Source organism: uncultured Oxalicibacterium sp., assembly GCF_913776015.1.
Classification (GTDB): Bacteria; Pseudomonadota; Gammaproteobacteria; order Burkholderiales; family Burkholderiaceae_D; genus Oxalicibacterium.
Map to the genome: position 1 here is coordinate 1 of NZ_CAJYMD010000005.1, position 25561 is coordinate 25561.

Consider the following 25561-nt stretch of genomic DNA (forward strand, 5'->3'; position numbering starts at 1 on the left):
CGGTACCGGTGCGCACTTGCGAGACGATGCGCACCAGGCTCTCGTTCATGTCTTTCAATGCTTGCAGCAATTGGCCGGTTTCATCCTTGCTGGCAACAACGATGTTGCCGGTCAGGTCGCCTGCGGCTACCTTCTCCGCTAGACCAACGGCTTCGTTCAACGGACGTGTGATGCTCCGCGTGGCTAGGAAGCCAAACAAGATGCTCAACAGCACGGCGGCGATCGACAAGCCGATCAACATTTGCTTGGCGCGTGCTGCTTCGGCATGCGCTTCTTCACCCGCCTTATGCATCAGGGTGCTCTGAATCTCGATCATCTTGTCGAGATTCTCCATGTAGAGAAGTTGCGCCGGACGCAATTCGTCGAACATGATTTGTGCCGCTTCCTCTGTACGACCATCCTGCACGGCTGCAATGAAGCGATCTTTCAAAGGCAGAAACTTCGCTCGCGACTCCAGCAAGGCATTCATGTAGGTACGCGCCTGAGGATTGGCAATCGTCTTGTCGAGCGCCTCGAGTGTTGAACTGATGATGCCCGACAATCGATTGACGTTATCAAGTTCAGCCTGTATCTGTTTTTTGTTAGTCATGAGCAACGCGTTGCGCGTGCTCCGTGCGGTTTCGTTCAGCGAATCCTTGATCGTATGCGCCTGAACCGTCTTGGGGTATCGGTTATCAATGAGCATCGAAATGCCGTCATCCAGCAAAGCAATACGAGTAAAGGCGATTACAGCAAGCGCAACTAGAATGGCAACGACACAACCGAAGCTGAGTGCCAATCGGTGACCGATTTTGAGATTTTTCATGATGCCTGGGCGGTGAAGAAGATGTGAAGGTAAACGTAAATGTTAAAAAAAACTTTACCCCGCGAAACACTTTTTTTGTAATTCTTACCTAAGAGAAACTAGGTTATGCATCGTAGGCGGGGCCACCCCATATAAACATCCCATGGATATGGGATGTTTAATCGATATACGCCTAACGTGTCAGATCGCATGCAGGGATTAGTCGATCATGGTTTTCACGTTATGCTTGCATCCTTGCTTCTTCCATAGAAATCTTCCCCCTTCATGTATCAGTTGGCCCACCTCGTTTCGAACGAGATAGAAATCAAGAAAAGCCGCTTCATCGGCCAACTGTATCCCGTCACCTCACGTGCGCAAGCGATGGCGCAACTAGCCGCGTTGCGTGCTGCACATCCTGGTGCCGTGCATTTTTGCTGGGTGCTGATCTGTGATGGTGATTCGGGGCTTGACGATGACGGTGAACCATCGGGCACGGCGGCGCGGCCGATGTACAACGTACTCGTGCACAAGCAGCTGTTCAATGTACTGGCAGTGGTGGTGCGCTACTGGGGCGGCATCAAGCTCGGCGCTGGCGGACTGACACGCGCTTACGGGCAAGCGATTTCGGAAGCCAGCAAGGAAGCGGTGCTCTTTCCCGTAGAGCCGATGTGCGAACGGCAATTGATCGTGCCATTTGCCGATGAATCGACCTTGCGTCACTACGTCGAGCGAGAAGGTGCGGAGATCGTGCAGGCGGATTATGCCGATGCCGTGCGCCTGACGATCAGAATCAAGGTCAGTCGCGTCACGGCATTTTGCGAAGAGGCGAACGATCTGCTGCGCGGCGGCTTGCAGATCGTCGAGTAATGAATAACGAGGAAGGCCTGAACAGGCATGTCCTCATCAAATCATTTCAAGCGGTTCCGGGCCATCCGGTGGTGGGAAAGCGGCATCGAGTTCGTCCAGATCTTCCTGCGTCAACACGAGATCGAGCGCCGCGCGATTTTCGCGTACATGCTCGACGGAAGAGGCTTTCGGAATCGCAATCACACCTTCCTGTCGCAGCACCCATGCCAAGGCGACCTGCGCAGGTGTCGCATAGTGTCGATCGGCGATGTCCTGCAATTCCGGATAATGCGCAAGGCTGCCCTGCTCGATCGGCGAATAGGCCATCAGCGGCAACTTGCGCTTCTGCGCCTGAGGCAATAAATCGAATTCGATGCCACGCCGCGTCAGGTTGTACAGCACCTGATTGGTGGCAATCGCCTCGCCCCCGGCTGCACGATCGATTTCCTGCATGTCGCGTACATCCATATTGCTGACGCCCCAGTGCTTGATCTTGCCCGCATCCTGCAATTGCTCGAAGGCAGCGATCGTCTCGGCAAACGGCGTACGGCCGCGCCAGTGCAATAAATACAGATCGATGCAATCGGTACCCAGACGACGCAAGCTGCGTTCGCAAGCGGCGATCGTGCCGTTGCGCGAGGCATTGCTCGGCAATACCTTGCTGACGAGGAAGACGTCGTCGCGTCGTCCCTTGATCGCTTCACCGACCAGTTCTTCCGATAAACCGTCGCCATACATCTCGGCCGTATCGACCAATGTCATGCCGAGATCGAGTCCCTCACGCAGCGTGGCAATCTCGGCCGCACGACGACTTGGATGATCGCCCATGTACCAGGTGCCCTGACCAAGAACGGGAACGGATACACCCGAAGGCAGTTTGGTGGTGCGCATGATGTCCTTTCTTGTAACATGCCCGCAACCGATTGCGGACAGGAGGGTCGCGCGGCAATCTGCAAAATAAGGCATGCCTTACAATACGGCACGGCCCCGCGACCGCGGATGTCCGATTATACGTAATTGCACTTTTGCTCACGCTCGACCGTTCGTCATGACTTCCGCTCCTCTTTCCGCACCGCGTGTGCCTGATTCCGGCACCCTGCATACCTGTCATCCCGGCGACATGGAATGGCTGCCCTGGGCCATGCCCGGCGCCTATTTCAAACTGTTGCATGCCGATGCGGCAAGCGGCCGCTTCACGTTGATGATCAAGTTCGAACCCGGTGCGCAGGCACCGATCCATCGGCATATCGGCGCCGTCGAAGGCTACATGCTGGAAGGCGGCTTTCATTACCGCGACGACCCCGAGCATCCCTTCAATGCCGGCACCTATCTGTGGGAAAGCGATGGTGCCGTGCACCAACCAGTCAGCCCGAACGGCGCCATGATGTTCGCGATTTTCCACGGCCCGGTAGAAGGGCTGGACGAAGGCGGGAACCTGACCGGCCGTGTCGGCTGGAAATGGCACGTCGACAAATGGAATGCCGCCGGCAACAACTATGTGCCGACCAATCTGGATGCCACTGCACCAAGCGAATCGCGCTGAATGTGCTGAAGCAATACATGCCAAAACATTGCAGCGACGCCGCTATAATGCGGCCATCAATGCGCCTCGAACAACCGCACCACGCCCGCTGCCTGCAATGGCCATTCGCGTCGGCTGCCCTTATTGACTGAGCAATGCGCCGCCTCTCTTCGGAAAAATATCGTCTGCTTGGCTGGATCTGCGGCTTGCTGATCATCGGCTTCCTGACCACCATCACCGGCAGCTACATCGTTTCGCGCGATACGATCCGCCAGAACGTCGTCGAGCAATCGCTGCCACTGACCAGCGACAACATCTATTCCGAAATCCAAAAAGACCTGCTGCGCCCCGCCTTCATCTCTTCCCTGATGTCCAGCGATACTTTCCTGCGCGACTGGATTCTGAACGGCGAAGCCGAACAGACACAGATCGTGCGCTATCTGAAGGAGGTCAAACAGAAGTACGGGATGATTACCGCCTTCCTCGTTTCCGATCGCACGCATCACTACTACTACGCCGATGGCATGCTCAAAACTGTCGATCCGAATGAACATCGCGACGTCTGGTATTTCCGCGTACGCGAGATGAAGAACGAGTACGAGATCAATGTCGATATCGACATGGCCAATCGTGACGCAATGACCATCTTCCTCAATCATCGTGTACTCGACTATCGTGGCAATTTCATCGGTGCGGCTGGTGTCGGCTTGACGCTGGATACCATGGCCGAGTTTCTCGACAGCTATCAAACGCGCTTTCATCGTACCGTCTACTTTATTGACCGCGAAGGTCAGATCATGTTGTCGGGTAGAGCGATGCGCAATGTACGCGGACACATCGGCGACCTGCCGGGCATTTCTGCCGTCGCACGCGACATTCTGAACCACGACGTCAAGCCAACCAGCCTCGAATACACACGCAACGGTGAAACCGTGCTGCTGAGTTCGCGGTTCATTCCCGAACTCGACTGGTATCTGCTGGTCGAGCAAACCATTGCCGAAGATGTCCAACCCGTGCGTCGCATGCTGGCTATCAGTATCGCCATCAGTGCCATCGTCTCGATTCTGATCCTGGTTCTCACGCTGTTCGCCGTGAATCGCTATCAGACGCGCTTGCAGCAAATCGCCGGCACCGATGCGCTGACGGGTTTGTTGAACCGCCAGGCATTCGAACTCGTGTTTCGCCAAGCGGTACTGGATAGCGAGCGTCGCAGCACGCCGATGTGCGCCATTCTGTTCGACATCGATTTCTTCAAGACCGTCAACGACAATCATGGTCATCTGGTCGGCGACCACGTGCTGCAGCAGATCGCCGAACTGGCACGCAAAGCCCTGCGCGAAAGCGATATCATCACGCGTTGGGGGGGCGAGGAATTCCTGATCCTGCTCAAGGACTGTCCGCTCGAACAGGCACATACGCTGGCTGAAAAACTGCGGCAGACAATTGCCGCACATCGTTTCGTCGTCGATGGCCAGCCAGTTTCAGTCAGCATCAGCCTCGGCGTAACGCAATACAGTGCGCGCGAACAGCTGCAAACCTTCTTCGCACGTGCCGACAAGGCACTGTATGAAGCCAAGCGAGAAGGTCGCAACCGCGTCAATGTTTCGCTCAACACCCACAAGCAAAACGACGCATAACGTCGACTAGGAAGCCCTGCAGACCAAACAGCGATACACTTGATTCTTTGGGCACAGCCCTGCCGATTGCCATGTCTACCTACCCCGCCGCCACGCCCGCTGCGGCGCTCTCTGCCGAAGAGATCGCCCGTTTCGAACGCGATGGTTTCCTTGTCTTCCGCGCCATGCTGGACCCGGCAGCCTGCACGCACATGCTGGAAGTCGCGTCGCGTCAGTTGCAACAAGCTGTACCACCACTCGAGTATGAAGCAGAGCTAGGCTACGAAGGCGCGCCCGCCTCACTCGAGGCCGAAGGCGGCAAAACGGTGCGCCGCCTGCGTGGCGCCTACGATCGGGATGATTGCTTTCGTGAATGGGCTGAGGATCCACGCATCGTCGATAAGGTACGTCAACTCGTGAACGAGCCCGTGTGCCTGACGCTCGCGCATCACAACTGTGTGATGACCAAACATCCCCGTTACGGCACCGCCACAGGCTGGCATCGTGACATTCGCTACTGGTCGTTTACGCACCCCGACTTGGTGTGTGTGTGGCTGGCATTGGGCGAAGAAACCAGCGCCAATGGTGGTTTACGCTTCATCCCTGGCTCGCATCGGCTGGCCATACCCCGTGAGCAACTCGACGACCTGCTCTTCCTGCGGCCGGATCACCCAGCCAATGCCAAACTGTTCGCACAAGGCGTGCCAGTCCAATTGCAGCAAGGCGATGTGGTGTTCTTTCACAGCCACCTGTTCCACGCTGCCGGCGTCAATACGTCGAACGTCGTGAAAACCTCGGTGGCATTCGTGTACCACGGCTGCAGCAACCAACCGGTCGCGGGAACACGCTCGGCAGCATTGGCGGACATACGACTGTCGGATTGAGTTGGAATTTAAACCTAGGTGATCGGACAACTCACACGTTAAGCCGGGATGACGAAATTTCACATATCCAGTCACGTTTTACCAAGGCTGGCGCATCCAACGCCAGCCTTTCCTGACTAAAACCAACTCACCACAAGGAGTGAATTCAGCATCAGTCCTTGGGCGTGCTCGATGGCTTACGCGCCGACTCCGGCAAGGCTTTCTGTGTTGCATCATGATCATCGCGATGCACTTCTTCCACCCCAGGCATGCCACGGCGATCGGTGTCGATTTGACCGCTTTCGATATCGGCGTGCGCCTGTCGAATGTCATCGCGCGGACCGCTTTTCTGGCTATCGAAGGATTCATCATGTTCATGCGGCAGACGTGGCGAGGAGTCATGACTGTCCCCGCGGCTACTTACTCCTTGCCGATCATCATGTCGTTTCGTGGTGGAAACCTGCGTTTCAGGCATGGTGGTTTGCTGGTTTGCGGCATTCTTTTCTTTTGCGCTCATTGCGTCCTCCTGAATGAATAGGGCAAGAGGTTTTCACTCCTGCATAAAGAATAGAACCGCCATACCCGCATTAAATTCCCCCCCATTTGCCACACCTGCGGGATAAGGTGAGATGCCGCACAAAGCTGCGATGTCACGAAACCTTCACACTTGCCGCGACGAAGTCTGTTAAGATGCGGCCTGAACTTTGGGGAGTAGCCGTTTCCTGTCCCCCAGGAAAATCTGTATCAACACATTTGGCCCACATGGCCATGGTGCAGATGGTCGAAAGACTTGGCGAGACCATGGATCAAATTGCGACCGGAAGTGGCCGGGGTCGCCGTTTGATCCTGGTATTCGTCATCCGGCCCGGAAAGTTATTCACCATGGAAGCATTTCTCGTTTCAACCGGCGTCGTTGCCCTCGCAGAAATCGGCGACAAGACCCAACTCCTCGCGTTTCTCCTCGCCGCAAAATTTCGCAAGCCCTTGCCCATCGTTGCCGCCATTCTGGCCGCCACGCTGTTCAATCACGCCTTTGCGGCAGCCATTGGCACCTGGCTGACCAGCATGCTGGGGCCGGAAACCATGCGCTGGATACTGGGCATTTCCTTCATCGCGATGGCGGGGTGGATCCTGATTCCCGACAAGATCGATGAAAACGAAGATGAAAAATTCGCGAAATTCGGCGTTTTCCTGACGACCTTCATCGCCTTCTTCCTCGCCGAAATGGGCGACAAGACGCAGATCGCCACCGTAGCGCTAGCGGCAAAATTCGATTCCTTCCTGTGGGTCGTAGCAGGTACCACTTTCGGCATGATGCTGGCGAATGCACCTGCCGTGTATCTGGGTGATCGCATTGCCGGCAAGATGCCGGTCAAGCTGGTACATCGCATCGCTGCAGCGATCTTTGCGATTCTGGGCGTAGCGACGCTGCTCGGCGCCGGTGCACGTTTCGGCTTCTAAGCCGAATTCCCAAGTTTACTTTCCAGGCTAGGCTGCTTAGATCAGCCTAGCCATTTGGTCCCAAAGCTTTGATGCAACACAGGCCGCGCCGGCAACGGACGCGACCTGGGCGCATGTCAACTGCATCCGCAATCATGCTCAGAGTTGCAAACGCGCCCTTGCCGCCGCGTATTCCCGCTTGAAACGCTCGACAATATCGGCCACCGGCTCGATGGCATCGATTAATCCCACGCCCTGCCCCGCGCCCCAGATATCGCGCCATGCCTTGGCACCCGTGTTGCCGCCCGAACCGAAATCGAGTTTCGACTTGTCCGCGCTCGGCAGATTGTCGGGATCGAGCCCCGCATTGAGAATTGACTGGCGCAGGTAATTACCGTGCACGCCGGTGAACAGATTGCTGTAGATCACATCGGCCGCCGCTGCATCGAGCAAACCCTGCCGATAGGCATCACCGATATTCGCTTCCGGTGTCGCCAGCCAGCGCGAGCCGATGTAGGCCAGGTCCGCACCCATTGCCTGCACTGCAAGAATTGCATCGCCACTGGCAATCGCGCCTGAAAGAATCAGTGGGCCGTCGTAGCGCTTGCGCACTTCGCCGACCAGCGCGAACGGCGACAGCGTACCTGCATGGCCGCCTGCGCCGGCTGCAACCAGAATCAGGCCATCCACACCGGCTTCCAGCGCCTTCTCCGCATGCCGCAACGAGATCACATCATGCAGCACGATACCGCCATAACTATGAATCGCATCCAGCATTTCAGTAGGCGGTGCGCGCAAGGAAGAGATGATGATTGGCACACGGTGACGCACACAGACTTCCACATCATGCGCAAGGCGCGCATTCGACTGATGCACGATCTGGTTCACCGCAATCGGCCCGACGGCCGCATCAGGATGCGCTGCGCGATGAGCAGCCAGCTCGGTCTGGATATACGTCAGCCAGGTATCGAGCATCTCGGCCGGACGTGCATTAAGCGCGGGAAAGGAACCGACGATGCCCGCCTTGCATTGCGCCAGCACGAGTTGCGGGCCGCTGGCGATGAACATCGGCGCTGCAATCACGGGCAGCGCCAGATTTTGTAAAGCAGCAGGAAGGGGTCGCGACATCAATGGTCTCCTCGGCGCGTTGTCAATCGTCACGCCGGGACAACATCGACGGTGACGATGGTTACAGGAAGCGGTCGAGCATCTTGCGGCTCGGTTTATCCAGCTTGTGCAGATCGCGAATCAAGTATTGCACACCATGCGCGTCGGCGATCAGCAGCGAGACATCGCCGATGCGACGAATGTCTTCTTCGCCCTTTAGGATCAGAGTCGCATCGCCTCGATCGGTGGCGACCTGCCAGGTGCTCGGCGTGGCGAATGCCGACACGTGCTTGATGCGGCTGATTTCCGGCAGGAATTCGCGACTGGCGAGTTCTTCGCGAATCAGTTGCTGCGCGTCGAGCGAGACTTCTTCCAGCCGTTCGAGCCAGACCAGCTCATGCCCTTCGGCACCAACCAGTGCGATGCCTTCTTCGGGGGCGGCAATCGGGAAAGCGCGTACCGGCACCACGCCTTCGTGCACCTGTCCGTCGATCTCGCAAATGAGTTTGCCGAATGCATCACGGCGCAAGATGAACGGCATCATGCTTCGTCTCCTTTGGGAATGCCGAGCATTTCTGCTTCGGCAGCCTGACGCTGTTGCGCCTGATACAGCGTGTAGTACGCGCCCTGACGTTCGAGCAGTTCGTCATGCGAACCGATTTCGACGATATGGCCGCGATCCATGACGACGATGCGATCGGCACGGCGCAAGGTGGACAAGCGGTGCGCAATCGCGATCGTGGTACGGCCCTTGACGAGATTGTCGAGCGCTTTCTGGATTTCGCGTTCGGTGGTGGTATCCACTGCCGACGTCGCTTCGTCCATGATCAGGATGTGCGGATTGATCAGCAGCGCACGCGCAATCGAAATACGCTGGCGCTCGCCGCCCGACAAGGTTTGCCCGCGTTCACCTACCATCGAATCGTAACCATGTGGCAAACGCAGGATGAATTCATGCGCATTTGCCGCACGCGCCGCCGCGATGATTTCGGTACGCGTCGCATCCGGCTTGCCATAGGCGATGTTGTCGGCAATCGTGCCGAAGAACAGGAATGGCTCCTGCAGCACGAGACCGATATTGCGACGATATTCAGGAATAGAAATGGCGCGAATATCGACGCCATCGACCATGATGCTGCCCTGCGAAATATCGTAGAAGCGGCAGATCAGATTGACCAGCGTACTCTTGCCCGAACCGCTGTGGCCGACCAAGCCGATCATTTCGCCCGGTTTGATATCGAGATCAAGACCGCGAATCACTGCACGATTGCCATAACGGAAACCGATATCGCGAATCGTGATGCGTCCTTCGACCTTTTTCATTGGCACCGGATTCGCCGGCTCCGGCACCGACGAGACGTGGTCGAGAATATCGAAAATGCGCTTGGCGCCGGTCGCTGCTTTTTGCGTGACGGAAACGATCCGGCTCATCGAATCGAGACGCGTATAGAACCGGCTGATGTAGGCAAGAAACGCCGTCAGGACACCGACCGTGATGCTGCCACGCGAGACTTGCCAAATGCCGAATGCCCAGACCACCAGCAAACCGATTTCGGTCAGGAAGGTGACAGTCGGTGTGAACAGCGACCACACTTTGTTGACACGGTCATTGACCAGCAGGTTGTGCTGGTTCGCATCTCGGAAACGCGCGGCTTCGCGCTTTTCCTGCGCGAACGCCTTGACCACGCGAATACCCGGAATCGTATCAGCCAGCACGTTGGTCACTTGCGACCAGATGCGATCGATTTTTTCAAAGCCGTTGCGCAACTTGTCGCGCACCACATGGATCATCCAGGCGATGAATGGCAAGGGCAGCAAGGTCACCAGCGCCAACCATGGATTGATCGACACCAGAATCGCAGCCGTCATCGCGATCATCAGGATATCGGTGAAAAAATCCAGCAGATGCAGCGAGAGGAAGACGCAGATACGGTCGGTTTCGGAACCAATACGCGTCATCAGATCGCCGGTGCGCTTGCCGCCGAAATACTGCAACGACAGACGCAGCAGATGTTCGTACGTCGTCGTGCGCAGATCGGCACCGATGCGTTCGGACACCAGCGCCAGGATGTAGGTCTTGGCCCAACCCAAGCCCCATGCCACCAGCGCCGCGAGGAACAGCCCGCCCAGGTACAGCGTGACCAGTTGCATGTCGAGCGGCGTGCCGTTCTGGTACGGAATCAGCACGTTATCCATCAAGGGCATCGTCATGTACGGCGGCACCAGCGTAGCGGCGGTCGAAGCGAGCGTCAGCAGGAAGCCCAGCAACAATTGCCCGCGATACGGTTTGGCGAAACGCCAGAGGCGAAACAGCGAAGCGGTGGAAGGCGATTTTTCCTCGACATTGCCGCCGATGAGATCACCGTCTTCATCATCCTTGTCTGCCGGTTCTTCGTGTTCCGGCTCAGCGCCGGCCAGTGCGGCCTGACGTTTTTCGAACTGTGTGATCAGTTGCAGGGCTTCAGGATTGCGGCCCAGCGTGTAACGCCACGCAGCCAATCGTCCCGACTGATCGTGCAACTCGAGCGTACCGACACCCGCATGATCGTGGTGGCGCATGGTCAACTCGGCCCGCAACGGCCATTCCTGCCACCCACCCGCCTCGCCGGCACGCGCCAGCAGGCGTTGCGTGGTCAGGATGACATCCCCACGCACGAATTGCAGATTGGCATCGAGATCCAGCGTCAGGCGCGCCAGCACGGCTTCGCCGGACGCCGGCACGAATCCATGAAGGGACGATAACGGCACAGGAGCAGTATTCATTGGAAAGTGTGTTTTCCCTGAGGCAAAAATGCCCGTTCTAGCAAAAAAGGCGGCCAGTATAGCCCCTGCATTTCCTCTTGTTGCAGCCATTTCGCCACAGTCGAAAATATTCCGTAAACATGTAAACCAAAGCAGCGTCTGTGCGTTATTGCACCCTTGAGAAGCCGTATTTTCTGCAGTCTCACCTTTTAACGTTAAAAAATGAACAATAAAACCATCGATATTCTCGATGTCCTGCATCTGCGGGGACCCAATATCTGGACCTACCGTCCGGCATTGGAGGCATGGGTAGACATCAACGATCTGGAAGACTTTCCTTCCAACACCATTCCCGGTTTTTATGAACGCCTGACGGCGTTCCTGCCAACGCTGATCGAGCATCATTGCGGTGTCGGCGAGCGCGGCGGCTTCCTGATGCGCCTGCGCGAAGGCACCTGGCCCGGTCACATCATGGAACACGTGATGATCGAGCTGCAAAATCTTGCCGGCATGCAAAGTGGTTTCGGCAAGGCACGCGAAACCTGCAAGCGCGGTGTCTACAAGGTGGTCGTGCGCGCCCGTCACGAAGAAGTCAGCCGCGCCGCGCTGGTCGCCGCGCGCGACCTCGTGATGGCCGCCATCGAAGACAAGCCGTTCGACGTGCAAGGCACGGTCGATCATTTGCGTGACATTCTGGAATCGGTTGCCCTCGGCCCGAGCACCGCAGCTATCGTCGAAGCTGCGGCAGAACGCAAGATTCCGTCGATCCGCCTGTCTTCCGGCAACCTCGTACAATTGGGTTATGGCGCCAGCCAGCGCCGCATCTGGACCGCCGAAACCGATGAAACCAGCGCCATCGCCGAAACCATCTCGCGCGATAAGGAACTGACCAAGACGCTGCTGGAGTCCTGCGGCGTCCCGGTTCCGGAAGGCAGCATCGTCGATTCCGCTGAAGCAGCTTGGGAAGCCGCCGAGAGCATTGGCCTGCCCGTCGTCGTCAAACCGCTCGACGGCAACCACGGCCGTGGCGTGTCGACCAATCTGAACACCGAAGCCGAAGTCCGCGCCGCCTACGCGCTGGCCGAACAGGAAAGCAGCGACGTCATCGTCGAGCGCTTCATCCGCGGGCAGGAACATCGCCTGCTGATCGTCGGTGGCAAGCTGGTCGCCGCAGCGCGTGGCGAAGAAGCCTGGATTACCGGCGACGGCCAATCCACGGTCATGCAACTGATCAACAGCCAGCTCAACAGCGATCCGCGCCGTGGCAGCAGCGAAGCGCATCCGCTGAACCTGATCCTGACCGATCCCGCCGACGATCCACGTCCGGTGCTGCTGCAACTCGAACGCCAGGGCTACACGACCGAATCCGTGCCAGCCGATGGCGTACGCGTGCTGGTGCAGCGCAACGGCAACGTCTCGTGCGATGTGACCGATCTGGTGCATCCAAACGTGGCTGAAATGGCATCGCTGGCAGCACAGATCGTCGGTCTGGATATCGCTGGCATCGACCTCGTGGTTGAAGACATTTCGCGTCCGCTGGCCGAACAGGGCGGCGCGATTGTCGAAGTGAACGCCGGCCCCGGCCTCAACATGCATCTGAAACCGGCCGATGGCGAAGCCCGCCCGGTCGGCAAGGCGATCGTCGATCATCTGTTCAAGGAAGACAAGAACGGCCGCATCCCGATCGTCGGCATCACCGGCTCCAACGGCACCACGCTGACGGCGCGTCTGGTTGCGTGGCTGCTGCACCTGCAAGGCAACTATGTGGGCCTGGCGTGCCGCGATGGCCTGTTCTTCCGCCAGCGCCAAGTCAACAACCGCCCTTCCGACAACTGGGAGCGCAAGCGCCAGGTCTTGCTCAACCGCATGGTCGAAGCCGCGGTTTTCGAAAACGGCGCAAAGACCATTCTGTCCGAAGGGCTCGCTTACGACTGGTGCGACGTTGGTGTCGTCACCGACATCGCCGAAGACGATGTCTTGCCAACCTTCTACGTCAACGATGCCGACCAGATGACGCGCGTGATCCGCACGCAGGTCGATGTGGTGCTGCCAAGCGGCACGGCGATCCTGAATGCCGATGACCCACGCGTGGCTGAACTGGCACCGCTGTGCGATGGCGCGGTCACGTTCGTCGCCACATCGGCACAATCGCCGGTTATCGTCGCGCATCGCGGCACCGGCGGTCGCGCTGTGTATCTGGATGGCGATGAAGTCGTGCTGGCGGATGCGACGGAATCCCGCATCCTGCTGCCGGAAGCCGACCGCACAGCGGCCGAGCAACTGGCAGTTCTGTCCGCGGTCGCCACGGCCTGGGCACTCGGCATCGGCAACGACCTGATCCGCGCCGGTCTAGAAAGTTTTGCAAAACAAGCCGAGCACTCGCCGGCCTGAACCATACAACAACGATAAAAGAGACAACGAGCCGGACGGCTCAAGACAAGGACCAAGGAAAATGGAAATCTCTCGCGTCCGCGCGCTGCGCGGCCCCAATCTGTGGAGTCGTCATACCTCCATCGAAGCCATCGTGACCTGCACGCCGGAAGAGCAGAACATCGCCCTGCTGCCAGGTTTCGAAGAAAGGCTGCGCGCCCGCTTCCCGGAAATCAAATTTCTGGAAACCGCTCGTCCGGGTCCGCAATTTTCGATGGCCGATGCACTGGAATCCGCTGCGCTGTGCCTGCAATTGCAGGCTGGCTGCCCGGTCACCTTCAGCCGTACCGTGCAGACGGTGGAGACCGGCACCTATCAGGTGATCGTCGCCTACACCGAAGAAGCCGTCGGCCGCCGCGCACTCGAACTGGCGTTCGAACTGTGCCAGGCTGCGCTCAACGATACGCTGTTCAATCTGGCAACCGCACTGGCATCGCTGCGCGAACTCGATGAAGATGTACGCCTTGGCCCATCGACCGGCTCGATCGTCGATGCCGCCATCGCACGTGGCATTCCCTTCCGCCGCCTGACCGAAGGCAGCATGGTGCAGTTTGGCTGGGGCAGCAAACAGCGCCGCATTCAGGCTGCCGAAACCGGCTTCACCAGCGCGATTTCAGAATCGCTGGCGCAGGACAAGGAAATGACCAAAACCCTGCTGGCCGCCGCTGGCGTGCCGGTACCGGATGGCCGTTCGGTTTCCACTGCCGACGACGCGTGGGCGGCAGCGCAAGAAATCGGCGCACCGGTCGTCATCAAGCCACGTGACGGCAATCAGGGCAAGGGCGTCGCCGTCAACATGAAGACGGAAGATGAAGTGCGCACCGCCTTTGCCGAAGCGTTCGCGATTTGCGAAGACGTGGTGATCGAGCGCTTCCTGCCAGGCCAGGATTACCGTCTGCTGGTGGTCGGCAAGCAACTCGTCGCTGCCGCACGCCGCACGCCGCCGGAAGTCATCGGCGATGGCGAACACACGATTGCAGAACTGGTTGCCATCGTCAATCAGGATCCATTGCGCGGCGACGGCCATGCCACGCCGCTGACCAAGATTCGCCTCGACAGCATCGGCGTTGCCACGGTTGAAAAACAAGGCTACACGATCAACAGCGTGCCGGCCAAGGGCACGCCGGTACTGCTGCGCAACAACGCCAACCTGTCCACCGGCGGTACCGCCACCGATGTGACCGACGACGTGCATCCTGAACTGGCGGCACGCGCCGTCGAAGCAGCACAAATGATCGGCCTCGATATTTGCGGCGTCGATATCGTCTGTGAAACCGTGTTGAAGACGATGGAAGAGCAAGGCGGTGGCGTAGTGGAAGTCAACGCCGCACCCGGCTTGCGCATGCACATCAAGCCATCGTTCGGCAAAGGCCGTCAGGTCGGCGAAGCCATTATCTCGACCATGTTCAAGGAAGGCGACGATGGTCGCATTCCAACCGTGGCCGTCGCCGGCACCAACGGCAAGACCACGACCACGCGCCTGATCGGCCACATCCTGACGTGCAACAAATACCGCGTCGGCATGACCTCGACCGATGGTGTCTATATCGAGAACCAGCGTATCGATACCGGCGATTGCAGCGGCCCACACAGCGCACGCAACGTACTCATGCATCCACGCGTCGATGCGGCAGTTTTTGAAACCGCACGCGGCGGCATCTTGCGTGAAGGTTTGGGTTTCGACCGTTGTGATGTAGCGGTTGTTACCAATATCGGCGTCGGCGATCACCTTGGCCTGAACTTCATCACCACCGTCGAAGACCTCGCCATCGTCAAGCGCGTGATCGTGCAAAACGTCTCGACCGCCGGCATGGCAGTGCTCAATGCTGCCGATGCGATGGTTGCCAACATGGCCTCCAGCAGCCCAGGCCGCGTGACCTTCTTTGCACAAGACGTCAAGCAACCGGTGCTGGCGCTGCATCGTGCACAAGGCAACCGTGTCCTATTCATCGAGAACGGTCACATCGTTGCCGCCGAAGGTAGCTTTGAACATCGCATCCGTCTGGCCGACATTCCAATCACGCTCAACGGCCTGATCGGCTTCCAGATCGAAAACGCAATGGCTGCCATTGGTGCCGTCTGGGGTCTGGGCATCGACTGGGAAATTGTGCTCGAAGGTCTGCGCACGTTCAGCAACGGTGCCGACACCACGCCGGGCCGCTTCAATGTCTTCACCCACATGGGCGCAACCGTGATTGCCGATTACGGCCACAACCCGGATGCCATCGAAGCGCTGACACGCGCGGTCGAATCGCTGCCGTCGAAACGCCGCTCGGTCGTCATCAGCGGTGCCGGCGATCGTCGCGATGACGACATTCGCCGCCAGACCGAAATCCTCGGCGATGCATTCGATGACGTGATCCTGTACGAAGATCAATGTCAGCGTGGCCGTGCCGATGGCGAAGTCGTCAAGCTGCTGCGCGAAGGACTGGCCAAGGCCAAGCGCACGCAGTCGATCGATGAAATTCGCGGCGAGTTCCTCGCCATCGATACCGCACTGTCAAAGCTAAAGTCTGGTGACCTGTGCCTGATTCTGGTCGATCAGGTGGAAGAAGCCCTGGCTCACATTGCCTCGCGTGTGGCGGCTTAACGAATCACCGTCGCCTTTTTGATCAATCGGCGTGTCCTGTTTCAGACAGACACGCCGATTTCGCTTTGTGGACGGCACGTTTTACACCATTTAACGATTCAGCGATCGGCAAACCAATGTCGCTTGGGTAGAATTCCTTGATAGGCGGCGTCCGACCGCTGAGCAGGGGCATTGCCGCATTCAACGCTTCCGAGGAGAGATCATGAAGAGCAAAAAACATCGTTTGTTCGCGCGCCGCCTTCTTTTGTCCGCCTGTCTCAGTGCAAGCATGGCGGGCACCAGCCTGGCCCAGACCACCTTACCCGCACGCCCTGCCTTGCCGGCGTCGGTGTGGGCTGTCACCGAGTCTAATGAACTGATTCAGTTCAATGCCGCCGCGCCCAATCGTATCCTGCAACGCAAGGCACTCAAGGGACTCGCAGCCAACGATGCCCTCGTCGGCATTGATTACCGTGTCTCACGCGGCGTTCTCTTCGGCCTGACTCAAAGTGGCCGCCTGGTGACCATCAATACGGCGACAGGGGAACTGCAGGCCGTCGGTACCGGTGCCCTTGCCCTGCCAGGACGCGTCATGGGCTTCGACTTCAATCCGGCGGCGGATCGCATCCGCGTCGTTTCCCCGGCGGGGCAGAATCTGCGTTTGCATCCCGACACCGGGGTACTGGTCGATTTCGATCCGGCCATGGAAGGGATACAGACTGATCCGGTGCTGCAATACGTCCCTAACGATATCAACGCAGGCAAGAAGCCCGACATCGTTGCCGCAGGCTATACGTACAATCAGCAGAATCCCAAGGTGACCACGAACTACGCGATCGATCGCACCCAAGGTACGCTCGTCATGCAGGGCTCGCTGGAAAACGCGCAGCCCGTGGTGTCTCCGAATCTGGGGCTGCTAACGACCGTCGGCATGCTTGGTATCGGCCAGGTGCAGGATGCCTCGTTCGATATCTCTGACATCGACAATATCCCGCTCGCCGCGATCCGTACCGACGCCATCCCGCAAACCCGCCTGTATCGCCTCAACCTGCAAACCGGCCAGGCCACGGTACTGGGGATCATTGGTCGCGGCGAAGTGCTGACCGGACTTGCCATCGAACCATGATGCGCCTGCTTTCCCGTCTGATGGCTCTGTTCTGCAGCCTGACGGCGGGAGCGACACTGGCTGGCTCACTCGATGTCACTGTGCTGGATGACAGCGGCAAGCCCTTGCCGGATGCCGTGGTTTTTCTCGACTCGGCTCCGGCAAAGCGGATGGTCAAACCGCTCACGGGCGTGCAGGTGGCGCAAAAGGACCTCCGCTTTGTGCCTGCGCTGCTGGTCGTCACCACCGGTACCGCCGTGTCCTTCCCCAACATGGATAGCGTGCGTCACCACGTCTATTCGTTTTCATCTGCCAAACGGTTCGAACTCAAGCTTTACGTGGGCACGCCGCTTGAGCCCGTCGTTTTCGATCAGCCCGGTGCGGTAGTCCTGGGTTGCAATATTCACGACCAGATGATTGGCTATCTCCTCGTGGTCGATACCCCTTTTTACGGCCTCACGAATGAGGAAGGAAAAGTCAGCCTGCATGATCTGCCGACCGCCGCCAGCACCTTGCGCGTGTGGCACAGCCGGTTGATCAACAGCGCGCAACCCCAGTCACAGGCAATCCAGGTCGATGGCAACAACAAGACCCAGACCGTCTCTCTGAAAAAGCTGCGGAAATGAGACTGGCCCGGCAAATGAACCATGTGAGCCTGGCGACCCGCATTGTCGCGGTCATGCTGCTCATCCTGTTAGTGGTGCAGGCGACCAGCTACTGGGCGGTCCGCGTGGCCATCGAACGCCAGGTACGCAATCAGATTCAGTCCGATCTCATGGTGGCAGAACGTGTCTGGCTGCAATTGCTGACCGAGAACGCGCGCCGCCTGCGCGAAGCGTCGATCGTGCTGGCTGCAGATTACGGTTTCCGCGAGGCCGTCACCACCGAAGACAAAACGACCATTGCGTCCGCGCTGGAGAACGGTGGTGATCGTATCGGTGCCACCCTTGCCATCCTGCTCGATCCCGAATTCAGCGTCGTCACTGGCAACCGGACGGTGGATACGCAGTCGACTGCCGCCTTGCGGCGTATCAGCTTATCTCTGTCACATAGTGAAGACATGGGGATGATTGCGGCTCTGCACGGCAATCTCTATCAGTTCGTGATGGTGCCGGTGCATGCACCACATATCGTCGGCTGGGTGTTAATGGGCTTTCCTGTGGCGCAGCCCTTGCTGGACGCGCTGCACCGCCTGTCCGGTTCGCATGCCTTCCTGCTCTCCCCTGCCAGTGATGCGGATCGCTACCAGGATATCGGTACCTTGCCGGATCCGGATCGGACGTTGCGACAGGCGCTGCAACTTGGTGCGCCCGAAATCGATACAGACGAGGGCATGCTGGTGACGCACTATGTGCGTCTCGGCGACGATAGTGATGCAGAAACGCCCCGACTCGTTCTGCTCAAATCCATTGCCGAGGCATCCGCGCCCTTCTTCAAGCTGCAGTGGATGCTGGGGTTGATCACCTTGCTGGGCGTCGTGCTGTTTGCATTCGGTAGCCAGCGCGCCGCGAGCTGGGTCACACGCCCGATCAAGGAACTCACCAGCCTGGCACAAGCGCTCGAAAAGGGCCGGTTCAACGTTTCGGTCGCAGGAACCACACGCGGCGATGAAGTGGGCTCTCTGGCCCGCGCATTCGACAGCATGCGCAGCAGTATCGCCACGCAGCAGGAAGAGATTCGTCGCCTTGCTTACTGGGATCGCCTGACAGGCTTGCCCAACCGCGAGCAATTCCGGCTAGCGCTGGAGCAGGCCATCTTGGCAAACCTGGCCAGTGCCACGCCCTTGGTGGTCCTGACCTTGAATCTCGATCGCTTCAAGCATGTCAACGACGTCATGGGATATGACTTTGGCGACGAGTTGCTACGCGCCGTCGCCAATCGGTTGCAACAACAGATCCATTCGGCTCAAGACATGGTTGCGCGCGTCGGGGGAGACGAGTTTGCGCTCCTGCTGACGAATGCCGATGCGCTCGTCGCGACCGAAGTTGCCAGAAACATTGGCATGGCGTTCGAGACGCCCCTGGCGCTCAATGGACAAACCGTCGATCTGCATGCGCGGATGGGCGGGGCTTGCTGGCCACAGGATGCTGCCGAGGCAGAGCTGTTGCGTAGCCGTTCCGAGATCGCCTTGCGCGCGGCCAAGAACAAGATCGTGGATGTACTGTTTTATACGCCATCGCTGGATTCGACGAGCGCACAAACCCTGTCGCTGCTTGGTAATTTGCGCCACGCCCTGCTCAACAATGAACTGCGCCTCTTTCTGCAACCCAAGATCGACACGATGACCGGCGAAGTGGTGGCGGCCGAAGCACTCATCCGCTGGGAACATCCGCAACGTGGCATGGTGCCGCCCATGGAGTTCATCCCGTTTGCCGAGCAAACCGGCTTCGTCAGGGAGCTTACGATCTGGATGTTTGAAACGGCGGCCGAACTCTGGCACGACCTGCAACCGGCAACCGGCAGCTTCCGCATCGCCATCAATCTCTCGACCCGTGATCTGATGGATATCAATCTGCCGGAACGCCTGCTCGCCATCATGCAAAGCAAGAACGTCACAGCCGATGCGTTTTCACTCGAAATCACGGAAAGCGCCATCATGGATGATGTGCAACGTGCCGAAGCCACACTGGAACGATTGGCGAAACAGGGCTTCAAGCTTTCGATCGACGACTTTGGTACCGGCTTCTCCTCCCTAGCCTACCTGAAGCGCCTGCCAGTGCATGAACTGAAGATCGACAAGTCATTTGTCATGGGAATGGAAACCGATGCCAGCGATGCCAAAATCGTTCGCTCGACCATTGATCTCGCACACAATCTGGGACTGTCGGTCGTTGCTGAAGGTGTGGAAAGTCGCAGCTTGCTGGACCGACTGGCCGAGCTGCGCTGCGACGAGGCGCAGGGATACTTCATTTCCAGACCGATTCCCGCCGCACAGTTCAATACATGGCGGGAAAACTGGGCGACCACCTACCGCACCTTTGCGAACACCCATTCGGCCTGAGCGAATCAAACCGGGCTGACACATTCATACAGATCGATGCTTCTTGATCAGAGGCTTGCAAGAATCAACACGACTGCCGGAACCAGCGCAAACAAACCTGCCTGTATCGTTCGCTGTGGCCAAGCATTCACGCATGCCACGAAGACATTGCCAATCACCATCCATGCCAGACAAAGCAGTAGCGGGCCGATAGCTACACCCAAGAGTGGCACCGACAAGCCCAATTGCAAGACCGCTAGCATCACTGCCAGTCGGCGACCATGTACGCGTAACCATGTTGGTAGATTCGCGTGATCACCGGCTCGCGTTTCGCTGCCTGCGAACCAGCAAGCGACACCGCTGCATGCCAACAAAATAAAACCCAGCGCAGCATTCATTGCGGCAACTCGCTTTTGTCGGTGTCTTGCCGTACCGCAAACCACAGCAGGCTCGCACACATTGCCACTAGCACAGTCCCACCAGCACTGCTGATGTTTGATGAGGTCCATGCAACACCTGCCAAGAATACCGCCGATAACAGCCAGCAGGCCGATGCCAGACGCGGATACCAGGTCGAAACCGACAGGGATGGCAGCATTACGAAGAACGCAATCAGCATGCCTAGGCAACCGATGGCCTTTTGCTGATCCCCAATACCGAGATGCGAAAGCCGGAACGCTTCGAGCATGCAGAGCGCAAGCACCCACCATGACAGACGGCGCGGCCAATCGGTCGCCGTTCTTGCGACCGTAACGGCGGCTTGCGGACGATTGATCTTCTTCAGCACCCGTGCCTGCAAACGACTTGCGGCAAATAGCAGCAATGCCGCCAGTACGATCAGCGAAACGCTCATTTCCACCGCGAGCGGCACGTCCTGCCGCAAGCCGGCCAGCGCCGTCACAACCAAGGCGATTGCCGTGATGCGAAGGCCGGCTTTCCATCGCACGATCGCCTCGGGTAGAACGGCAATCATCGCACTCAACAATAGCCATGCCGCGATGAACCACCATGCGCCCATGCCGCCGGTTGCCGCAAGCAATTCGAAACCACGCCCCAGCATGACCGCTGCCGTTGCCAGCACGGCGAAGGCGGCAACCAGCGATGCGTGCAAACCCGTCATGAGCCGTTCAAACATGCTGCGCTCCGGCTGCAACCGCGCGATTACGCTGCTTGAGCTTGCGGCGCTCCATCCACAACAGGGTACCGCTCAATGAAAGCAGTGCCGGACTCAAACCGATCAGAAAATACAGCCACTTCATCACGATGCCGCCGTAATCGCCGAAATGCAGCGGTTCCATCAAGCCGTTGAACTGGCTCCAGAAACCATTCTGCCGTGGATCGTTTTTCTCCTTGAGCTTGCCGCCCTGATACGTGACGCGCGCATTGCTGAACCACAAATCATCGACCGGACCGAGCAGGATCACGCTGGCATTCGGCTTGCCGGTATCGCGCAAGGCAATCCGATTCGGCTGCAAACCGGGCATGTCCTGCTGCGCCTGCTGCAACAATGCGTTGATCGACACGGCACGCGCTGGCTGCTCCGCCATCTTGTCACGCATCTTCATCGCTGCCGGCCGTGCACCGCCACTGCCGCTGACGTAACTGTAGGCACGCTCGAACACCGGCGTCAGCCCCAGCCATGCACCGGTAAACGCAATCATTAGATGAAACACCAGTCCCCAGATGCCCAGACTCTTGTGCAAATCGGAACCCGTCACGCGCAAGCTCTTGCGCCAACGCACGGTGAACAGTTCCTTGAGAATCTTGCGGTGAATGACGAAGCCCGACACGATCAGGAAGAACATCGCCACGCCGAGAAAACCGACGATCCAGCGCGGCCCGAAGAACAGGAACACATGAATCATGCGGAAGAATTGCCCGAGCTCGCTATCGACCGGACCGATGACCTCACCCGTATCGGCGCGCACCGCAATCTTCATCCGCTCCGGCTTGTCGGCCGGCTTGATGAATGCCATCCATGCCGGATTGATGGTATCGGGATACCACAAACTTTCTGGCTTGCTACCCGGATACCGCTCAGCCAGATTTTTGAGTACCAGATCGGGGCCAACCAGTTGCGCAACATGCGGTAAGGCCCGCAAGGAAGGATTGGCCCAGAGATCGATTTCGTTCTTGAACACGACCACCGAACCGGAGAAACACACGATAAAGAGCAACAACCCGGTCACAATCCCCGCCCATGAATGCAAGGCGTAGAGAATGACTAGGGTACGACGCGATGCAGCCATCAGAAATCGAAGACAGTTTTCAGCATAATGGTTCGTGGGTCGCCGAGGGGAACGACATTGGCATTGAACACACCAGCATAGTATTCCTTGTCGAACAGGTTCTTGACGTTCAACTGAATCCGATAGCCCTGACCTTGATAGCTGATATTGGCATCGGCAACGGTGTAGCCGGGGACCGTGTAGTTGATGCCCAAAGCAGACTTTCTGCTTTCATGACGCAACCCTGCACCTGCGCCCCAGCCTTGCATGGCGCCGCTGAAACGATAATTTGCAAGGATGCTGGCTGAACGGCGCGGGACGTTGGACAAGTTTTGACCGACGTAGCTGCTGTTGACGTCTTTTGTAACCTTACCATCCAGTATCGATAGCGTTCCAAGCAAATTCCAACCATTATTCAAATCTGCATTAAATTCAGCCTCGTAACCTTTTGTTCGCTGCTCGCCAATTTCAACTTGATAGCCTGTATTAACGGCATCTGCCTGTGAAACATTTCTACGCGTCAGGTCGTAGTAGGCGAGTGCTGCATTCAAGCGCTTGTCATCCGATTGAAATTTGACACCGATCTCGGATTGTTCGCCTTTTTCAGGATTGATAAGCGCACCAGCAATCGTCGCGCCAGCTTGTGGTAAAAACGAGGTCGCATAGCTGACATAAGGAGCGACATTCGACGTTGCCTGATACATCGCACCAATGCTGCCTGTCGTCGCATTGTTTTTCTGATCGCGTGTGGTGTTATTTAATGGCGTAATCGTTTTCAATTCAGCACGATCATGGCGCAAGGCCAGATTCAAGCTCCATTTATCGCTCAATTGAATTTGATCCCGCGCATAAAAAGCAACGTACGAGATCGTGGTATCGATAATGCCTGCAGCAGCAGTCTGATAAGCGCAACCTGTAACAGCTCTATTATATTGAGGCCTATAAATATTTAATTGTGTAGCTGTCGTTGGATTAATGACGCAACGCTTAGTATCGCGATACAAGTGGTCTTCATTTGCATCGATACCAAGCATTACGCTGTGCTTGGTCTGACCAAGATCGAATTTCTTCTCGATATTGGTATCCACACCGATACCGTGCTCCCAAAAATCCTGCTTCAGAACATTACGCGCAATATTTCCATTCGTCACAGTCGTACCATTTGTGACGACAGCACCAGTCACATTCGCCAACGCTCCAGTCATCGTCATTTCCGTGTAACGCAGGTTCTGCTGCAAAGTCCAACCCGAATCGAAACGATGCGTCAATGCATAGCCGATCGATTTTTGCTCTGCATCGTAGGCACCGACGCTCGGGTCACTGGTAAAGAAACTGCGTGGCACGCTGATGCCATTGTTGACCAGCGAGCTTGCCAGATAAGGCGTACCTTGCTGACGCAAGTATTGACGTTGATTGATCGCCGCCAGAATCGTGAAATCGGTTCTCGAACCGAAGTCCAGACTGATCGATGGTGCAATGTAGCGATTCTTGAACCAGACATAATCGGTTTGGTCATCGCTATCTGACGCCATGCCCGTCACACGAAAGGCTGCCTTGCCATTTTCGGAGTTGAGCGGACGGCCAAAATCGAACGTGCCTTGGCGATATCCGTAACTGCCGAACGTGAAACCCACCTGATTGAATGCTTCGGCACGCGGACGTTTGCTGATGATATTGACGATGCCGCCGGGTTGCGTCTGGCCGAAGCTGATGGATGCTGGTCCTTTAAAAATCTCGATCTGCTCAGCACCGAAGATTTCCTGCGCGACCCAGTTTGCCTGACTAATCCGTATGCCGTCGAGATACATCGTGTTGGAAGCATCCTGACCACGAATCGTAAAGTCATCCCAGCCACGCCGCCCCAACCCACCGGCCGATACGCCTGCCGAAGTCTGCAGCGCTTCATTCAATGTAGTTACCTGCCGTGTATCCAGCAACTCACGCGTCAGTACCGATACCGACTGCGGCGTTTCAAACAAAGGCTTGTCAGATTTGGTGCTGGATGTCGCTTTTTGCGCAGTAAAGCGGGTGGGTGCCACTTCGCTTGTGACATTGATGGCGGGCAAAACATCGGCAGCTTGCGTATTTTCTTGCTGCTGCGCCGAGGCGGCTACAGAGATGACGCATAAACCGAGGAGCGCAAAACGAACAGCGACCACCGAGGGCCGCACCGAAAAAGAAACGGAGGACATGACTGGGAGAGAAGATGTTTTCTACTTGATAATGATTTGCATTATCACACCTCACCCTCCTCCCGTCAGCTTTGATCAATAAAACTGTTGTTTTCGCGACAGGAACCGTATCAGACATGCTCGGGTGCCGGCGGCACTTCGGGCGGCATACGATCAGGCGGGACTTCCGGTTGATCAGGGCCGGGCGGCGTGACTGGATCATGTTGCGGGGGCGGAATTTCCGGATCGTTGATGCGATGTGGATCGATTTCAGGTTGCGGATCGGGAATCACGGGAATTTCCGGTGGAATGGGTGTCGGCACGCTCATGTCTTGTCCTTTTTTCTTGATGGAATAAGTAGGCGTGGGATGCCGTTACCGGATCGAAGTTGCAGAGCACATGGCATGCACAAGTCAGATCCCGCACATAAACGCTTTTTAACCTTTTTTCTGACATCACTTCGCACAAGCATCCTACAGATACCAAAGAGTGCAATGCGTAGACTCAATGCCAATGGTCGACCCTGAGGGCCGACATTGTCCTAGGAGCGAGAATTATGGAAAAGAGCGATCGATTGCAGCAACGCGCTACGCGCCGTGCCCCACAGCGACAACAGGTCGTGCGCAATGCCTTGCCGCAAAAAGGAAATCGATTCCTGCATGCGCCCACAGGTATACGCCCGGCCGACGGCCCAGACTATCGCGATCCTGAACGGGTCTGGACGCACTCTGATCACCCACGTATCGCCGCCTGACCTTGCAACACCATTCACGCGACGGCTAAGACCGTCAACTTGAAGGAGATTGCCATGCCACAAGCAGCCTGGAGTGAAAAACGCGAACGCCAGTATCAGCACATCAAGGAAAGTGTGCAGAACCAAGGCGGCAACCGTGCCAAGCGCGCCGAGGAAATCGCCGCACGTACTGTCAACAAGGAACGTGCCCAGCATGGCGAAACCAAGTCGGCAAGCAAGACTACCCTGAACAGTACGCCAGCACCAAGTCGTGGTGGCTTGCGTGCGCATCGCGGCGATGCAGGTCGTACCCACGCACAGTTGTACAAGGATGCACAGGCACGCAACATTACCGGGCGCTCCACGATGAACAAGGCACAACTCGAACGTGCCTTGGGTACCAACATTAAGCGCACACGCTAATC

At 57.5% G+C, this 25561-nt stretch carries 23 protein-coding genes and 1 riboswitch; of the genes, 12 read left to right on the forward strand and 11 right to left on the reverse strand.

What is annotated here, in order from left to right:
- A partial coding sequence (locus QZ725_RS00815; protein ID WP_293775582.1) for an MCP four helix bundle domain-containing protein occupies positions 1-805 on the reverse strand: 805 nt, incomplete at its 3' end.
- A 264-nt stretch (positions 806-1069) separates the two neighbouring features.
- Between QZ725_RS00815 and QZ725_RS00820 the strand changes: the two genes are divergently transcribed.
- A complete protein-coding gene (locus tag QZ725_RS00820; protein ID WP_293775583.1) occupies positions 1070-1651 on the forward strand; it encodes a YigZ family protein in 582 nt (193 codons plus the stop codon).
- A gap of 36 nt (positions 1652-1687) precedes the next feature.
- Here QZ725_RS00820 and QZ725_RS00825 read toward each other — a convergent pair whose 3' ends face one another.
- Positions 1688-2521, reverse strand: coding sequence for an aldo/keto reductase (locus tag QZ725_RS00825; RefSeq protein ID WP_293775584.1), 834 nt, complete (start codon positions 2519-2521; stop codon positions 1688-1690).
- Positions 2522-2678: 157 nt separating this feature from the next.
- Here QZ725_RS00825 and QZ725_RS00830 point away from each other — a divergent pair, with 157 nt between their 5' ends.
- The 3 genes from QZ725_RS00830 (at position 2679) to QZ725_RS00840 (ending at position 5652) form a co-directional block, all read left to right on the forward strand.
- Positions 2679-3173 carry a 2,4'-dihydroxyacetophenone dioxygenase family protein gene (locus QZ725_RS00830; protein ID WP_293775586.1) on the forward strand — a complete coding sequence of 165 codons (495 nt, stop codon included), beginning with the start codon at positions 2679-2681 and terminating at the stop codon, positions 3171-3173.
- Between the two features lie 134 nt (positions 3174-3307).
- Complete coding sequence (locus QZ725_RS00835) at positions 3308-4789, forward strand: diguanylate cyclase (protein WP_293775588.1); 1482 nt, start codon at positions 3308-3310, stop codon at positions 4787-4789.
- Positions 4790-4860: 71 nt separating this feature from the next.
- Positions 4861-5652, forward strand: coding sequence for a phytanoyl-CoA dioxygenase family protein (locus QZ725_RS00840; RefSeq protein WP_293775589.1), 792 nt, complete (start codon positions 4861-4863; stop codon positions 5650-5652).
- A gap of 151 nt (positions 5653-5803) precedes the next feature.
- Here QZ725_RS00840 and QZ725_RS00845 read toward each other — a convergent pair whose 3' ends face one another.
- Positions 5804-6148, reverse strand: a complete 345-nt coding sequence (locus tag QZ725_RS00845; protein ID WP_293775590.1) for a hypothetical protein — start codon at positions 6146-6148, stop codon at positions 5804-5806.
- A gap of 170 nt (positions 6149-6318) precedes the next feature.
- Positions 6319-6497, forward strand: a riboswitch (yybP-ykoY riboswitch).
- 16 nt (positions 6498-6513) lie between these two features.
- Here QZ725_RS00845 and QZ725_RS00850 point away from each other — a divergent pair.
- The gene (locus tag QZ725_RS00850; protein WP_293775591.1) at positions 6514-7092 is read left to right on the forward strand and encodes a TMEM165/GDT1 family protein; all 579 of its coding nucleotides are present in this window, start codon (positions 6514-6516) and stop codon (positions 7090-7092) included.
- Between the two features lie 138 nt (positions 7093-7230).
- On the opposite strand, the gene QZ725_RS00855 is transcribed toward QZ725_RS00850, so the two are convergent.
- From QZ725_RS00855 to QZ725_RS00865, 3 genes are all read right to left on the reverse strand, one after another.
- Positions 7231-8199 carry a nitronate monooxygenase family protein gene (locus QZ725_RS00855; protein WP_293775593.1) on the reverse strand — a complete coding sequence of 323 codons (969 nt, stop codon included), beginning with the start codon at positions 8197-8199 and terminating at the stop codon, positions 7231-7233.
- Between the two features lie 61 nt (positions 8200-8260).
- Positions 8261-8722 (reverse strand): DUF1854 domain-containing protein, encoded by a 462-nt coding sequence (locus QZ725_RS00860; RefSeq protein WP_293775595.1) that lies wholly within the window; start codon positions 8720-8722, stop codon positions 8261-8263.
- Positions 8719-10941: an ABC transporter ATP-binding protein gene (locus QZ725_RS00865; RefSeq protein WP_293775596.1), complete on the reverse strand. Its 2223-nt coding sequence runs from the start codon at positions 10939-10941 to the stop codon at positions 8719-8721. Before QZ725_RS00865 ends, QZ725_RS00860 begins: the two co-directional genes overlap by 4 nt.
- A 201-nt stretch (positions 10942-11142) precedes the next feature.
- On the opposite strand from QZ725_RS00865, the gene cphA (QZ725_RS00870) reads away from it, so the two are divergent.
- The 5 genes from cphA (QZ725_RS00870) to QZ725_RS00890 all read left to right on the forward strand — a co-directional run bounded on the left by cphA (QZ725_RS00870) (position 11143) and on the right by QZ725_RS00890 (position 20025).
- Positions 11143-13311, forward strand: a complete 2169-nt coding sequence (gene cphA, locus QZ725_RS00870) for a cyanophycin synthetase (protein ID WP_293775598.1) — start codon at positions 11143-11145, stop codon at positions 13309-13311.
- Between the two features lie 61 nt (positions 13312-13372).
- The gene (cphA, locus tag QZ725_RS00875) at positions 13373-15940 is read left to right on the forward strand and encodes a cyanophycin synthetase (RefSeq protein WP_293775600.1); all 2568 of its coding nucleotides are present in this window, start codon (positions 13373-13375) and stop codon (positions 15938-15940) included.
- Between the two features lie 202 nt (positions 15941-16142).
- Entirely contained in the window at positions 16143-17045 is a 903-nt protein-coding gene (locus QZ725_RS00880) for a DUF4394 domain-containing protein (protein ID WP_293775601.1), read from the forward strand.
- Positions 17045-17650, forward strand: a complete 606-nt coding sequence (locus QZ725_RS00885; RefSeq protein WP_293775602.1) for a methylamine utilization protein — start codon at positions 17045-17047, stop codon at positions 17648-17650. Before QZ725_RS00880 ends, QZ725_RS00885 begins: the two co-directional genes overlap by 1 nt.
- 14 nt (positions 17651-17664) lie before the next feature.
- The gene (locus QZ725_RS00890; protein WP_293775603.1) at positions 17665-20025 is read left to right on the forward strand and encodes an EAL domain-containing protein; all 2361 of its coding nucleotides are present in this window, start codon (positions 17665-17667) and stop codon (positions 20023-20025) included.
- Positions 20026-20072: 47 nt separating this feature from the next.
- Here QZ725_RS00890 and QZ725_RS00895 read toward each other — a convergent pair whose 3' ends face one another.
- The 5 genes from QZ725_RS00895 to QZ725_RS00915 form a co-directional block, all read right to left on the reverse strand.
- Positions 20073-20402, reverse strand: a complete 330-nt coding sequence (locus tag QZ725_RS00895) for a hypothetical protein (RefSeq protein ID WP_293775604.1) — start codon at positions 20400-20402, stop codon at positions 20073-20075.
- Positions 20399-21139 carry a hypothetical protein gene (locus tag QZ725_RS00900; RefSeq protein ID WP_293775605.1) on the reverse strand — a complete coding sequence of 247 codons (741 nt, stop codon included), beginning with the start codon at positions 21137-21139 and terminating at the stop codon, positions 20399-20401. The genes QZ725_RS00895 and QZ725_RS00900 overlap by 4 nt, the downstream gene beginning before the upstream one ends.
- Positions 21132-22253, reverse strand: coding sequence for a PepSY-associated TM helix domain-containing protein (locus QZ725_RS00905; protein ID WP_293775606.1), 1122 nt, complete (start codon positions 22251-22253; stop codon positions 21132-21134). Before QZ725_RS00905 ends, QZ725_RS00900 begins: the two co-directional genes overlap by 8 nt.
- Positions 22253-24424, reverse strand: coding sequence for a TonB-dependent siderophore receptor (locus QZ725_RS00910; protein ID WP_293775608.1), 2172 nt, complete (start codon positions 24422-24424; stop codon positions 22253-22255). Before QZ725_RS00910 ends, QZ725_RS00905 begins: the two co-directional genes overlap by 1 nt.
- 110 nt (positions 24425-24534) lie before the next feature.
- Entirely contained in the window at positions 24535-24732 is a 198-nt protein-coding gene (locus QZ725_RS00915) for a hypothetical protein (protein ID WP_293775609.1), read from the reverse strand.
- A gap of 227 nt (positions 24733-24959) precedes the next feature.
- On the opposite strand from QZ725_RS00915, the gene QZ725_RS00920 reads away from it, so the two are divergent.
- Both QZ725_RS00920 and QZ725_RS00925 read left to right on the forward strand, forming a co-directional pair.
- Entirely contained in the window at positions 24960-25157 is a 198-nt protein-coding gene (locus QZ725_RS00920) for a hypothetical protein (protein ID WP_293775610.1), read from the forward strand.
- 54 nt (positions 25158-25211) lie between these two features.
- Positions 25212-25559 carry a plasmid stabilization protein gene (locus tag QZ725_RS00925; RefSeq protein WP_293775611.1) on the forward strand — a complete coding sequence of 116 codons (348 nt, stop codon included), beginning with the start codon at positions 25212-25214 and terminating at the stop codon, positions 25557-25559.
- The last annotated feature ends 2 nt before the right edge of the window (positions 25560-25561 follow it).

Excerpts from the sequence above, each read along its gene's own strand:
- QZ725_RS00820 (WP_293775583.1), top strand. The coding sequence starts at position 1,070 with ATGTATCAGTTGGCCCACCTCGTTTCGAACGAGATAGAAATCAAGAAA.
- QZ725_RS00825 (WP_293775584.1), bottom strand. The coding sequence starts at position 2,521 with ATGCGCACCACCAAACTGCCTTCGGGTGTATCCGTTCCCGTTCTTGGT.
- QZ725_RS00830 (WP_293775586.1), top strand. The coding sequence starts at position 2,679 with ATGACTTCCGCTCCTCTTTCCGCACCGCGTGTGCCTGATTCCGGCACC.
- QZ725_RS00835 (WP_293775588.1), top strand. The coding sequence starts at position 3,308 with ATGCGCCGCCTCTCTTCGGAAAAATATCGTCTGCTTGGCTGGATCTGC.
- QZ725_RS00840 (WP_293775589.1), top strand. The coding sequence starts at position 4,861 with ATGTCTACCTACCCCGCCGCCACGCCCGCTGCGGCGCTCTCTGCCGAA.
- QZ725_RS00845 (WP_293775590.1), bottom strand. The coding sequence starts at position 6,148 with ATGAGCGCAAAAGAAAAGAATGCCGCAAACCAGCAAACCACCATGCCT.
- QZ725_RS00850 (WP_293775591.1), top strand. The coding sequence starts at position 6,514 with ATGGAAGCATTTCTCGTTTCAACCGGCGTCGTTGCCCTCGCAGAAATC.
- QZ725_RS00855 (WP_293775593.1), bottom strand. The coding sequence starts at position 8,199 with ATGTCGCGACCCCTTCCTGCTGCTTTACAAAATCTGGCGCTGCCCGTG.
- QZ725_RS00860 (WP_293775595.1), bottom strand. The coding sequence starts at position 8,722 with ATGATGCCGTTCATCTTGCGCCGTGATGCATTCGGCAAACTCATTTGC.
- QZ725_RS00865 (WP_293775596.1), bottom strand. The coding sequence starts at position 10,941 with ATGAATACTGCTCCTGTGCCGTTATCGTCCCTTCATGGATTCGTGCCG.
- cphA (WP_293775598.1), top strand. The coding sequence starts at position 11,143 with ATGAACAATAAAACCATCGATATTCTCGATGTCCTGCATCTGCGGGGA.
- cphA (WP_293775600.1), top strand. The coding sequence starts at position 13,373 with ATGGAAATCTCTCGCGTCCGCGCGCTGCGCGGCCCCAATCTGTGGAGT.
- QZ725_RS00880 (WP_293775601.1), top strand. The coding sequence starts at position 16,143 with ATGAAGAGCAAAAAACATCGTTTGTTCGCGCGCCGCCTTCTTTTGTCC.
- QZ725_RS00885 (WP_293775602.1), top strand. The coding sequence starts at position 17,045 with ATGCGCCTGCTTTCCCGTCTGATGGCTCTGTTCTGCAGCCTGACGGCG.
- QZ725_RS00890 (WP_293775603.1), top strand. The coding sequence starts at position 17,665 with ATGAACCATGTGAGCCTGGCGACCCGCATTGTCGCGGTCATGCTGCTC.
- QZ725_RS00895 (WP_293775604.1), bottom strand. The coding sequence starts at position 20,402 with ATGAATGCTGCGCTGGGTTTTATTTTGTTGGCATGCAGCGGTGTCGCT.
- QZ725_RS00900 (WP_293775605.1), bottom strand. The coding sequence starts at position 21,139 with ATGTTTGAACGGCTCATGACGGGTTTGCACGCATCGCTGGTTGCCGCC.
- QZ725_RS00905 (WP_293775606.1), bottom strand. The coding sequence starts at position 22,253 with ATGGCTGCATCGCGTCGTACCCTAGTCATTCTCTACGCCTTGCATTCA.
- QZ725_RS00910 (WP_293775608.1), bottom strand. The coding sequence starts at position 24,424 with ATGTCCTCCGTTTCTTTTTCGGTGCGGCCCTCGGTGGTCGCTGTTCGT.
- QZ725_RS00915 (WP_293775609.1), bottom strand. The coding sequence starts at position 24,732 with ATGAGCGTGCCGACACCCATTCCACCGGAAATTCCCGTGATTCCCGAT.
- QZ725_RS00920 (WP_293775610.1), top strand. The coding sequence starts at position 24,960 with ATGGAAAAGAGCGATCGATTGCAGCAACGCGCTACGCGCCGTGCCCCA.
- QZ725_RS00925 (WP_293775611.1), top strand. The coding sequence starts at position 25,212 with ATGCCACAAGCAGCCTGGAGTGAAAAACGCGAACGCCAGTATCAGCAC.